The sequence below is a fragment of the Streptomyces sp. NBC_01116 genome (genome assembly GCF_041435495.1).
Taxonomy (GTDB): Bacteria; Actinomycetota; Actinomycetes; order Streptomycetales; family Streptomycetaceae; genus Streptomyces.
This window is the reverse complement of record NZ_CP108644.1, coordinates 1,603,559-1,615,846: the sequence shown is the minus strand read 5'-3', so window position 1 is coordinate 1,615,846 and position 12,288 is coordinate 1,603,559. Positions and strand designations below refer to the sequence as shown.

Here is a 12,288-nt window from a genome sequence, read left to right as displayed (position 1 = left end):
GGGGTGGAAAGCGGTCCGCTCCGGAATGATGAGTTCGCTTCCACTCCCTTCCTCCTTACGGGATGCGAGTGCTCACACAGGACGGGGGTCGTGTGCACGCATCGACGCAACAGCGAGCGGTGGGCCATCGGCCGTATTTCTTTCTGAGTTACGCCCATACGCCGGGGTACGGCGGCGGCACGGACCCCGATATGTGGGTCGAACGGCTTTTCCAGGACCTCTGCGGCCATGTGATGGCCATGACCGACTTACCCGCGGGCGCGCCCGCGGGCTTCATGGACCGGGAGATACGTTCCGGGGAGGGCTGGTCGGAACGGCTCGGCGACGTCCTCGCCACCTGCCGGGTCTTCGTCCCGCTGTTCTCCCCGCGCTACTTCGCCAGCGAGATGTGCGGCAAGGAGTGGTACGCCTTCGAACAGCGCGCCATCCACCACCGCGCCCGCTCCAACCAGCCCGCCGAGGCCATCGTCCCGGCCCTCTGGGTACCGGTGCCGCCGAGCCAACTGCCCGGCTCCGCGGAGCGGTTGCAGTTCAACCACCGTGATTTCGGGGAACGGTACGTCAGCGACGGCCTCTACGGCCTGATCAAGCTCAGACTCTTCGCCGAGGAATACGAACGGGCCGTCTACGAACTGGCCAAACGCATCGTGAGCGTCGCCGACTCGGTCCGCATCGACACCGGCCGGCCCGTCGACTACCGCCTCGCGCCCAGCGCCTTCGGCTCTTCCAGCAGCGGAGTCGGCGCCCCCCGGCCGATGCAGATCACCATCGCCGCGCCCACCCGCCACGATCTGCCCGAGGGCCGCAACAGCGACCACTACGGCGACCACCCCCAGGACTGGAACCCCTACTACCCGGCCGCCGCGCGCCCGCTGGCCTATGTGGCGGAGGAGCTGGTCCGCTCGCTCAACTACCAGGCCCACATCACCTCGTTCGACGAGGACCGGCACGACGGCAAGACCCCGCCCAGCACCCCCGAGATCCTGCTCGTCGACCGCTGGGCCCTCCGGGACGAGGACCACCGCCGCAGGCTCGCCGCCTTCGACGCCGAGAACCGGCCCTGGGTGACCATGGTCGTGCCGTGGAGCCGCGACGACCACCAGAGCAGAGCGGCGGAGAGCGAGCTCACCGAGACGCTCGAGGCGACCATGCCGGTCAAGATGGGCCAGGGCCGGGCCCTGTGCCGTGCCGCGGCGAAGGGAGTGCCCACCATGGAGGCGTTCGGCCAGCTCCTGCCCCAGGTGGTCGAGGTGGCCGCCCAGCAGTACCTCAAGCACGCCAAGGCCTACCCTCCCGGATCCGGCGGCGGCTCCGGCGAGCGGACCCGTCTGACCGGCCCCATGGGCAGTACGAGCTACATCCCCGACCCGCACGACCCTGCCACGGAAGCGGAGGACCTATGAGTGCCGGTCGTGACGGGCGCATCGTCACCTTCTACTCGTACAAGGGCGGTACCGGGCGCACCATGGCGCTCGCCAACACCGCCTGGATCCTCGCGGCCAACGGCAAGCGCGTCCTGGCCGTCGACTGGGACCTGGAGGCCCCCGGGCTGCACCGGTTCTTCCACCCCTTCCTCGACCCGGCCACCCTCGGCGCCACCACCGGTGTGATCGACCTGATCACCGAGTACGCCTGGGCCGCGACCAGCCCCGCCCAGCGCGCCGAGGACTGGCACCGCGACTACGCCCGCATCCAGCCGCACGCGGTGTCGCTGACCCCGGAGTCGCTCGGCTGGGAGTTCCCGCAGGGCGGCACACTCGACTTCGTCTCCGCCGGACGCCAGAACCGCGAATACTCCGCGACCGTCTCCACCTTCGACTGGGACAACTTCTACGACCGGTTCGGCGGCGGCCACTTCTTCGACGCGCTGCGCGACGACATGAAGGCCAACTACGACTACGTCCTCATCGACAGCCGCACCGGCCTCAGCGACATCGCCGACATCTGCACCGTCCACCTCCCGGACGTGCTCGTCGACTGCTTCACCCTCAGCGACCAGTCCATCGACGGCGCGGCCTCCGTCGCCCGCCAGATCGCCGAGCGCAACACCGGCCGCCCCATCGCCCTCTACCCCGTCCCGATGCGCATCGACGAGGGCGAGAAGGAGAAGGCGGACGCCGGGCGGGCGCTGGCCCGGCTGAAGTTCGACCGGCTGCCGCGCGATCTGTCCAGCGACGAACTCACCGCCTACTGGGGCGCGGTGGAGATCCCCTACCGGCCCTACTACGCCTACGAGGAGACGCTCGCCACCTTCGGCGACGAGGCCGGGCTCGCCAACTCGCTGCTCTCCGCCTTCGAACGGCTCACCGCGGTCATCACCGACCGGGAGATCACCTCGATGCCCCCGATCGGCGAGGAGGTCCGCCTGCGGATCCGCGACGCCTTCACCCGGCGCAGGCCCGCCCTCCCCGCCGATCTCTTCCTCAGCTACGTGGCGGAGAACCGGATGTGGGCCGACTGGCTCGAATCGATTCTCACCCGGGCCGGCTTCCGGGTGGTTCCGCGCGACGTCTCCGCCGAACGTCCCCCGGAGGAGGCGGAGGCCACCGCCGCGAGCGCCGCCCGCACCGTGGTGCTGCTCTCCAGCGCCTATCTGAAGTCCCAGCGCGCGGTCGAGCTGTGGGAACGGACCGCCGCGGATGCCGTCGGCAGCGGCCGCGGCCGACTGGTCCCCCTGCGCGTCGGGGACGTACGCCTGAGCGCCCCGTACATCGACCGCAACCCCGTCGACCTCTTCCGGCTGGACGAGGTGCACGCCACCACCGCCGTGATGCGGGCCCTGGACCGCCCGGTGCAGGCGGCGGACGGGTTCTCGCCCGGTCCCCGCTTCCCCGGCACCGTGCCGAGGATCTGGAACGCGCCGCCCCGCAACCCCGGTTTCACCGGCCGCTCGCTCGTCCTGGAGCGGATGCGCGACCAGCTCGGCGGCGGCCTGGCCGTGGTCCTGCCGCAGCCGCAGACCCTGTACGGACTCGGCGGCGTCGGCAAGACCCAGGTGGCGCTGGAGTACGTGCACCGCTTCATGGCCGACTACGACCTGGTCTGGTGGATATCGTCCGAGCAGCCCGACGACGTGGTCGCCTCGCTCGCCGAACTCGCCGTCCGGCTCGGCGCCCAGGGCGGCGACGACATGGCCGCCGCCTCCCAGGAGGCCGTCGACCTGCTGCGGCGCGGCGTGCCCTCGGACCGCTGGCTGCTGGTCTTCGACAACGCCGACGACCCCGAGCAGCTGCGCCGCTACTTCCCGCAGGGCGGCTCGGGCCACATCCTGGTGACCTCCCGCAACCAGAGCTGGTCCCAGCACGGCGACGCGCTGCCCGTGGACGTCTTCCTGCGCGAGGAGTCGATCGAGCACCTCCAGCGCCGGGCGCCGGGGCTCGGCGACGAGGACGCCGACCAGGTGGCGACCGCCGTGGGCGACCTGCCGCTCGCCGTGGAGCAGGCGGCGGCCTGGATCGCGGAGACCGCCACCCCCGTCGACGCCTACCTCGAACAGCTCGCCCAGCAGGCGCCCCAGGTCCTCGGCCTCAACCAGCCGGCCGGCTATCCGGAACCGGTCGCCGCGACCTGGAACATCTCCATCGCCCGGCTCAAGGAGCGCTCGCCCGCCGCCGTGCGGCTGCTCCAGCTCTGCGCCTTCTTCGCCCCGGAACCGATCTCCGCGAACCTCCTCTACAGCAAGGAGATGATCGACGCGCTGAAGCCGTACGACTCCTCGCTCCAGGAGAAGCTGGTGCTCGGCCGGGTCATCCGGGAGATCGGCCGGTTCGCCCTCGCCAAGGTCGACCAGGTCTCCAACTCCATCCAGGTCCACCGCCTCGTCCAGGCCGTCATCAAGGCGCAGCTCAGCGAGGAGGAGCAGAACGAGACCCGGCACGTCGTGCACCGCATCCTCGCCGGAGCCCGGCCCGACGACGACGAGCCGATCGACAACCCGGAGACCTGGCCGCGCTTCGCGACGATCTGGCCGCACCTCGGCCCCTCCGACGCCCGCAACTGCACGGAGCCGGAGACCCGCAGGCTCCTGATCGACCGGGTCCGCTACCTCTGGAAGCGCGGTGACGTCAGGACCGCGGGAGCGCTGGGCGACGAACTGCGGGACATCTGGCGGGAGAAGCTGGGCGTCAGCGATCTGCAGTACCTCTACCTCTGCTTCCACCTCTCCAACATCCTGCGTACCCGCGGTCGTTACGTCGAGGCGAAGGAACTGGACGAGATCACCCTGGAACGCCAGCGGGCGGTGCTGGGGCCAGAGCACCCGCACACGTACATGACCACCAGCAGCCTGGCCATCGACCTCGGGCTGCTGGGGGACTACGCGCGGGCGATCGAGATGGCGACCGAGGCCCACGAGGGCTTCGGGCAGATCTTCCACGACTCCCACCCCCGGACCCTGGCCGCCGCCAACAACCTGGCCCTGAACCTCCGCAGCGTCGGGCAGTACGCCCGCGCCCGTGAGATCGACCAGGACGTCTACGACCTGCGCTCCCAGGTGCTCGGACCGGAACACCCCTACAGCCTGTCCTCCGCCATGAACCTCGCCCGCGACCTGCGGGAGGTCGGACGGTACGAGGACTCGGTGGGGCTGCTCAGCACGACGTACAACAGCTTCAAGGCGACGATGGGCCGCAGCTTCCCCGCCACGCTGAGCGCGGCGAAGAGCCTCGCGGTGTCCTTGCGCAGGGCGGGCCGGCTGGAGGACGCCCGCCGGCTCACGGTGGCGACCCGCGCCCGCTACCGGGCGAAGTACACCACCGCCAACCCCGATTCGCTGGCCTGCGACCTCAACCTCGCCGCGGACCTGTTCGCGGCGGGCGAGAGCGCCGAGGCGAGGGACACGGCGCAGGAGGTCGTCGACCAGTACATGAAGGTGCCGGGGGAGAAGCACCCGTACACCCTGGCGGCCCAGAACAACCTGGGCGTCTATCTGACGGGCGCCGGGGAGCCGGAAGCGGCGGAGCGGGTGCTGAAGCTGGTCGTCGCCTCCATGCGGGACACCTTCGGCCGGGAGCACCCCAACACCCTGTTCTGCGTGATGAACCTGGCCAGCGCGACAGCGGACCGGGGAGAGCTGGACATCGTGCTGGAGACCGAACTGCGGCTGTCCGGGCAGTTGCGCGAGGCGCTCGGGGCGCACCATCCGGAGACCCTGTCCATGACCTCGAACATGGCGGTCACGCTCGATGCCATGGGCCGGGAGGACGAGGCGGCGCAGTTGCGGGCGGAGATCGTCGTCGAGCTGTCGCGCCAGCTGGGCGACGACCATCCGCTGGTCCGGATAGCCCGGACCGAGCAGCGGTTCCGGCGGGAACTGGAACCGATGTCGGTGTGACCGTCCGGCCGGGAGGGCTCACCCTCCCGGCATGGCGGCCCGCATGGCCCCGTCCGGGTGCTCCCGCTCGTCCAGCAGCCAGTCGAGGACGCGGGGGAGCATGGGGAACGCGTCGAAGTGGGCCGCCTTCGGTTCGAGTACGGCGGTGGCGCCCGGTATCTGCCCGGCCAGCCAGCGGGAGTGGCCGACCGGGGAGAAGACGTCCTTCACCCCGTGCCAGAGGAGCACCTTGCCGGTGATCCGGCCGGGATCGAACCCCCAGGGGCTGCAGAACGCGATGGCGTCGTCGATCCAGCCGTACGCGGAGGTGCGCAGCCCCTCGCTGTAGTTGCGCAGCAGCATGGAGCGGATCCCCGCGTCGTTGACCACCACCCGGTCGGAGTCGGTCAGCTCCCGGCGCAGATCGTCCAGAAGCCGCACCGGGTCCCGCCGGATCTGCGCGGAGCGCGTGATGAAGGACTCCGCCAGGCCGTCGGGGTCGTCGGCCGCCGTGGAGTACGCGAGCACATTGGACGCGGCCATCCCGTCGAACCAGTCGAGACCGGCCGCGTCCGGGGGCGCGAGACTGACCAGAGCCGCGGTCCGGGTGATCCGTTCCGGCATCAGCGCCGCGCAGGCCAGGGCGTGCGGGGCCCCGCCGGAGCGGCCCACCACGGCGAACCGGTCCAGGCCCAGGGCGTCGGCGATGGCCCGGACGTCCTCGACGACGTCCTTGATCCGGCGGCCCTCGTGCCGGTCGCTGCCGCCGTATCCGGGGCGGTCGTAGGTGATCAGCTGCGTATGGCGCTGGTACAGCACCATGCCGCGGGGAGCCGGTCCGAGCCTGCTGCCCGGAGTCCCGTGGAGGAGGAAGACCGGTCTTCCCCGTGGGTCGCCCATCCGCTCCACCATCAGATGCCGCCCGTCCGCCGCGAGCACCCGATTGCGCACCCGTTCCTCCTCCGCTCGGTCACCCGGCCGGCCCGGACACGGTGTGCCCGGCGTGTGCTGCCCTTTCGATGATGACCCATCAGAGGCGCTACCGGGACTGTTCTACGACAGGAAGGAATGGTGAAGGTACGGGGAGGCCGCCGGAGGGCGAATTCCGCCGACATCCGGACGGGTGGGCACACCATCCGGGCCTGCTACGGCGAATACCGGACAGGACTAGTCCTCACCCAGGGGCCTTCCGTGGTTGCACCGGGTGTTCGCGATCGGAACCGACGTGGTACGACCCGGGGCAGGTGAACGCCTCGCGTGCGAAGCGTCGCTGTCGTGTGCACGTCTGGAAGTCGGCCTTGTGTGCGTTTCACGGCCTCGGAATAGTGGGCGCCCCATCCTCCGTGTACGGGCACCCCACTTGCTCCGTGCGCGGCCCCACAGGAGGTCGAAGTTGAAGCATCGACGCATATCCAGGAAGCGCACGACGCTGGCCGGCTCGGCCGTCGTCGCCCTCGTCGCAGCGGGATTCACGTTCCAGACTGCGAACGCCAGTGACGATGTGCCGGCGTTCGCGGCCAAGACCCTCAGCGCGGACGCGGCCGGAAAGCTGGCCACCGCCCTGGACCGCGACCTGGGCGCGGACGCGGCAGGCTCGTACTACGACACCACGGCGAAGGCCCTCGTCGTGAACGTCGTCGACGAGGCGGGCGCCGAGCAGGTCCGCCAGGCGGGCGGCAAGGCCAGAATCGTGGAGAACTCCCTCGCCGAGCTGAAGTCGGCCCGGCAGGCCCTCACCGAGAAGGCGACGATCCCGGGCACCTCCTGGGCGGTCGACCCGGTGAGCAACAAGGTCCTCGTCACCGCCGACAGCACGGTCGACGGGGCGGCCTGGAAGAAGCTCTCGACCGTGGTCGAGGGCCTCGGCGGCACGGCCGAACTCAACAGGACGGCGGGCGAGTTCACGCCGCTCATCGCGGGCGGCGACGCGATCTGGGGCTCCGGCTCCCGCTGCTCGCTCGGCTTCAACGTGGTCAAGGGCGGCGAGCCGTACTTCCTGACCGCCGGCCACTGCACCGAGTCGGTCACCAGCTGGTCGGACACCCAGGGCGGCTCGGAGATCGGGGCGAACGAGGGCTCCAGCTTCCCGGAGAACGACTACGGCCTGGTCAAGTACACCTCGGACACCGCGCACCCGAGCGAGGTGAACCTCTACGACGGCTCGACCCAGGCGATCACCCGGGCGGGCGACGCGACGGTCGGCCAGGCGGTCACCCGCAGCGGCTCCACCACCCAGGTGCACGACGGCGAGGTCACCGCGCTGGACGCCACGGTCAACTACGGCAACGGCGACATCGTCAACGGCCTCATCCAGACGACCGTCTGCGCCGAGCCCGGCGACAGCGGCGGCGCCCTCTTCGCGGGCGACACCGCGCTCGGTCTGACCTCGGGCGGCAGCGGCGACTGCTCCTCGGGCGGTACGACCTTCTTCCAGCCGGTACCGGAGGCGCTGGCCGCCTACGGCGCCGAGATCGGCTGACGCTCCACCGTTCCACCGCACCACAGCGACACGGAGAGGCCCCCGGTACGCCGGGGGCCTCTCCCTCGTGTGCGGTGCGGTGCGGTGCGGTGCGGTGCGGAGTGGGTGGAGCGGGCACCGCGGGCTGTCGGGCTGTCGGGCGGTCGGGCGGTCAGGCGGCCTTCGGCAGACGGGCGGAGCCGGCCTTGGCCGGCGAGACGCCGAAGACGCTCACGGCCTGGTAGTAGGTCCAGGCCGTGCCGTTGCACGAGGTCTTCGTCGCGCCCGAGTAGCCGGCGCACACGCGCTTGAGGTCCTCGTAGAAGGCGGAGTCGACGCGGGCCTTGTTGGCGGAGAACGTACCGGCGGCCTTGTAGTTCCGGTAGCCGAAGTCATGGCGGGCGCAGGAGGTCTGGAAGGGGAAGCCGAACGGGTTGTCGGGGGAGCTGCTGCAGTAGTCCGTCGACCAGTTGAAGCCGTAGGCGGACCAGGCGCCCTGGTTGTTGCGGGCGGCCTTCCAGGCGTTGTGACTGGAGGCGCTGGTCTGGGTCCAGGCGCTGAGCACCTGGGGCTTGTCGGCGGGAGCGGCCGAGGCGGAAGCGGCGGTGATCAGGCTGAGCGGGAGCGACAGGGCGACCGCGGCGAGCGGAACCGTGAATCGACGACGCATGAGCGACCTCCGTGGGGGTGGAAGGAGTGGTCCTGGCCGTGCTTCTCGTCGGGTGGTACGAGGCGGCTCCAGCATGTAGCCATGTACCTGTCATGACTAGGTGTCGCGCTGACCGGACATCAAGAATTGGGGCGTACGTCAGATGGGGCCGCCATCGGGGCGGCCCCATGAACATGTCACCGAGCGGGAGTGGGAGCGGGATGGAGGGAGGGAGCGGGCAGGGAGATGGGGGATGTGAGGCGTGAGCGGGTGTCAGGCGGCGGTCGATCCGCCCGCCGCGCGCGCCGTCTCCGTACCGCTGTCGTCTGCCCGCCCCGGCCGGTGCCGCATCGACAGCAGCAGGGTCAGAGCCGTGCCGGCGACCGCCCAGGCCGAGAGCACCAGCAGTGGCCCGGTGACCGCGTTGCCCCGGAAGTAGGCGATCGAGCGGGCCGTCCACGTGCCCGCGCCCGGAGGGAGGGCCGGGCCGATCGCCCGCCAGAAGTCCGGGAGCATCGGCAGCGGGAAGGCGCCGCCCGCGCTCGGGTTGCCCGCGATGACGACGATGAGGACGGCCAGGCCGATGCCGACGATGCCGGTGAGGGCCTGTAGCGCGAGCGTGGTCATGCCGACCGCGAAGACCACCAGCGCGCCCAGGCCGGAGAGTCCCCAGAAGCTGCCCGGCAGGGCGCCGAGGATCGGGCCGATGATGATCGCGCCGCCGATGCCGCCCGCGATCGCGTACAGCGCCATGACCGCTGTCCGGATCGCCGCGCGCTGTCGGTTGGCGGGCTTGGAGCCCGCGCTGATCGCCAGGATCGAGGCGCAGAGATAGCCGCCCACGCACCAGCCGACCACCAGGTAGAAGGACGAGAGTCCGTCGAAGTCGTCGGGCGAGGCCGGGGCCACGTCCACGGTCCGTACGGTCCGCTGCTGGGATGCCTCGACCTGGGTGAGGATCCGCTCCAGCGCCCCGGACAGCACGGTCCCGCCGCCGGAGGCGACCAGCAGGGTGTCGGTGCGGCCTTCCGGCGAGACGATCAGGGCGCCGTCGATGTCGCGGTTCATGATCTGCTCGCGGGCCTCGGCGGCGCTGCTCACCGTACGGGGGTCGAGCGGCCCGCCGGGCAGCCCGTCCAACCGGTCGACGAGCTGCTGGGACAGCTGCCGCGGGGCCACCACTCCGAAGGCGACATCCGTCGGCTTCGGCTTGTGCAGTGCTCCGACGTAGGACGCGATGAACAACAGTTGCAGGCCGAGCACACCGATCACGAGCAGAGCGGCCCGCGGGGTGACGGCATTCTTCACCTCGTCGACGAATGTCATACCCCCACGGTCCGGGCGGGGCGGCGTGCGCGCAGGCGGGGCGGGGCCGAACGGCGTAGCGCCCGGGGCGGGTGGCGTGGCGGCGGGGGCGGGTGGCTCCCGGCTTTCCTTTCGTAAGGGCATGCCCTGCGGTAAGTTTCCGGCGTGGACGTGAGTTCTGAGGTCAAGGAGGGGAAGGCCGTCGCGATGAGTGACGCCTTCACGGCGGACTGCCCGGCCCGCACGGTGCTGAACCATGTCAGCAGCCGCTGGGGCGTGCTGATCCTGGCCTCGTTGCAGGAGGGGCCGATGCGCTTCTACGTGCTGCGGGACAGGATCGGCGGCATCAGCGAGAAGATGCTGTCCCAGAATCTGCGGGTGTTCGTGCGGGACGGGCTGATCGCCCGTGAGGTCGAACCCACGGTGCCGCCCCGGGTGACCTACTCGCTCACTCCTCTGGGGCGGGAGCTGGCGCTGACGCTGGGCGGCCTGGTCGAGTGGATCACGCAGCGGATCGGAGACATCGTCGCCGCGCGCGAGCGCCACGACGAGGTGATGTGACCCTGCTGTTCGCCGGCGCCCCGCTCTCCGGAACGGGGCGCCTTTCTGTGTCGCGTTCCCGTGTCGCGTTCCCGTGTCGCGTTCGCGTGGTGAATTTCTCCCCGGTCCGGCGGTCCGGCCTGCGCGCTATCGACCTGGTCCAGGGCTGACCGATGGGTAAGCCCTTACCTATCGAAAGCTCACTACCTAAGGTGAGCCCGACGGGCCGGGTGGCCCGGAAGGGAGATCGTGGTGGACACGGAAACCGCGCCGCGTGCAGGGGTGCGCGAGTGGATCGGGCTGGCAGCGCTGGCCCTGCCGGCGATGCTCGTGATCATGGACATGAGCGTGCTCCATCTGGCGCTGCCCACCCTGAGCCGGGATCTGGAGCCCTCGGGGGCGCAACTGCTCTGGATCACCGACGTCTACGGATTCGTCATCGCGGGCGCGATGATCACCATGGGCACGCTAGGCGACCGCGTCGGCCGGCGCCGGATGCTGCTGATCGGGGCCGTCGCGTTCGGCTGCGCCTCGGTGCTCGCCGCCTACGCGCCCACCGCGGAGACGCTGATCGCGGCCCGCGCCCTCCTCGGCCTCGCCGGCGCGGTGCTGGGCCCGTCGACGCTGTCGCTGATCAGCGCCATGTTCCAGGACGCCGGGCAGCGCGGCTTCGCCATCACGGTGTGGATGACGAGCTTCATGCTGGGCGGTGCGGTCGGGCCGCTGGTCGGCGGCGTGCTGCTGGAGGTCTTCTGGTGGGGTTCGGTCTTCCTCGTGGCCGTGCCGGTCATGGTGTTCCTGTTGGTGGCGGGCCCACTGGTGCTTCCGGAGGTCCGTGACCCGGATGCGGGCCGACTGGACCTGACCAGCGCCGCGATGTCGACGGCCGCCGTTCTGCTGGTCGTCTTCGGTGTGAAGGGACTCGCCGAGGAGGGTGTCGCCCGGCCGCCGCTGCTGTCCCTGGTGGCGGGCCTCGTGATCGGCGGCCTCTTCGTCGTACGGCAGCGTCGGCTCACCGCCCCGCTGCTCGACCTGAAGCTCTTCGCGAACCGCGGCTTCAGTGTCTCCCTCGGAACGCTGACCCTGACCGTGGTGTTCATGCTGGGCAGTCAGTTCCTCGTCTCCCAGTACATCCAGATGGTGCTGGGCATGGAGCCGCTGGAGTCGGCGGTGTGGAGCCTGCCGATGGTGGTCGGTGGGACACTCGCGATGTTCATCGCCCAGGGTGTCGCGGACCGGGTGGGCAAGGGGTACGTCTTCGGCGCCGGCCTCACGGTCGCCGCCATCGGCTTCACCGTGCTCGCGCAGGTGGGCGGCGACTCCGGGATCGGGACCGTCGTCACGGCCGCGTCCCTGCTGTTCGCCGGCCTGATGCCGGTCTCGTCCCTCGGGATCGGGATGATCGTCGACGCCGCGCCGCCCGAGCAGGCGGGCTCGGCGGCCGCGGTGGGGGAGACGACCCAGGAACTGGGCGGCGCCCTCGGCATCGCGGTCCTCGGCAGCGTGCTGAACGTCGCGTACCACAGCGGGATGACGGGCTCGGTGCCGGACGGCCTACCGGCCTCCGCTCGCGAAACGGCCACCGACAACCTGCCCGCGGCCCTCGACGCCGCAGGCCGGCTGCCCGCGGATACGGGGGCCCAACTCGTCGCCGCGGCACGGGAATCCTTCGCCCAAGGGCTCGCGTGGATCGCGATGGGAGCCATCCCGGTCATGCTCGCGCTGGCCGTCACGGCCACGTTGCTGCTCCGGAAGGTGGGGCGCGTCGGTGGGGGCGTGGATCGCGAAGGGGGCGCGGACGAAACGGGAGGAGACACCGAAGCGGGAAACATGGACAAGTCGATGCTCACGGCTGAGGTGACGACGTCCTGACCTGGCCCCGCCCCGGCCTCGCCCGACCTGACCGCTCACCGTGCGGCCGGCCGTGGGTCGCCCCGCCGGGGGAGACGGTGGCCGGTCGCGTCGGTGGCCGGGGGCGCGCGAGCGTGGCCGCCCGCCAGTTTTTACCGACGCGTAACTTCCCTC

General features: G+C 70.9%; 8 protein-coding genes. 5 read left to right on the top strand and 3 right to left on the bottom strand.

The window, feature by feature from the left end; all coding sequences use genetic code 11:
* The first annotated feature begins 62 nt into the window (after positions 1-62).
* On the top strand, positions 63-1,403 hold the full coding sequence (gene fsxC, locus OG245_RS06930; protein ID WP_371622660.1) for an FxsC protein: 1,341 nt from the start codon (positions 63-65) through the stop codon (positions 1,401-1,403).
* A complete protein-coding gene (gene fxsT / locus OG245_RS06925) occupies positions 1,400-5,332 on the top strand; it encodes an FxSxx-COOH system tetratricopeptide repeat protein (protein WP_371622659.1) in 3,933 nt (1,310 codons plus the stop codon). The genes fsxC and fxsT overlap by 4 nt, the downstream gene beginning before the upstream one ends.
* Positions 5,333-5,350: 18 nt before the next feature.
* On the opposite strand, the gene OG245_RS06920 is transcribed toward fxsT, so the two are convergent.
* Positions 5,351-6,262 (bottom strand): alpha/beta fold hydrolase, encoded by a 912-nt coding sequence (locus OG245_RS06920; RefSeq protein ID WP_371622658.1) that lies wholly within the window; start codon positions 6,260-6,262, stop codon positions 5,351-5,353.
* A gap of 349 nt (positions 6,263-6,611) precedes the next feature.
* Between OG245_RS06920 and OG245_RS06915 the strand changes: the two genes are divergently transcribed.
* The gene (locus tag OG245_RS06915) at positions 6,612-7,790 is read left to right on the top strand and encodes a S1 family peptidase (RefSeq protein WP_371622657.1); all 1,179 of its coding nucleotides are present in this window, start codon (positions 6,612-6,614) and stop codon (positions 7,788-7,790) included.
* Positions 7,791-7,941: 151 nt separating this feature from the next.
* On the opposite strand, the gene OG245_RS06910 is transcribed toward OG245_RS06915, so the two are convergent.
* Together OG245_RS06910 and OG245_RS06905 are read right to left on the bottom strand one after the other, a co-directional pair.
* Entirely contained in the window at positions 7,942-8,439 is a 498-nt protein-coding gene (locus OG245_RS06910) for a phospholipase (protein ID WP_371622656.1), read from the bottom strand.
* Between the two features lie 252 nt (positions 8,440-8,691).
* Complete coding sequence (locus OG245_RS06905) at positions 8,692-9,744, bottom strand: DUF3533 domain-containing protein (RefSeq protein WP_371622655.1); 1,053 nt, start codon at positions 9,742-9,744, stop codon at positions 8,692-8,694.
* Between the two features lie 144 nt (positions 9,745-9,888).
* Between OG245_RS06905 and OG245_RS06900 the strand changes: the two genes are divergently transcribed.
* A complete protein-coding gene (locus OG245_RS06900; RefSeq protein WP_371622654.1) occupies positions 9,889-10,284 on the top strand; it encodes a winged helix-turn-helix transcriptional regulator in 396 nt (131 codons plus the stop codon).
* Between the two features lie 303 nt (positions 10,285-10,587).
* Entirely contained in the window at positions 10,588-12,135 is a 1,548-nt protein-coding gene (locus OG245_RS06895) for an MFS transporter (RefSeq protein ID WP_371627824.1), read from the top strand.
* The last annotated feature ends 153 nt before the right edge of the window (positions 12,136-12,288 follow it).

Coding starts and splice junctions, on each gene's coding strand:
- fsxC (WP_371622660.1), top strand. CDS start 63: ATGCGAGTGCTCACACAGGACGGGGGTCGTGTGCACGCATCGACGCAA.
- OG245_RS06910 (WP_371622656.1), bottom strand. CDS start 8,439: ATGCGTCGTCGATTCACGGTTCCGCTCGCCGCGGTCGCCCTGTCGCTC.
- OG245_RS06905 (WP_371622655.1), bottom strand. CDS start 9,744: ATGACATTCGTCGACGAGGTGAAGAATGCCGTCACCCCGCGGGCCGCT.
- fxsT (WP_371622659.1), top strand. CDS start 1,400: ATGAGTGCCGGTCGTGACGGGCGCATCGTCACCTTCTACTCGTACAAG.
- OG245_RS06895 (WP_371627824.1), top strand. CDS start 10,588: ATGCTCGTGATCATGGACATGAGCGTGCTCCATCTGGCGCTGCCCACC.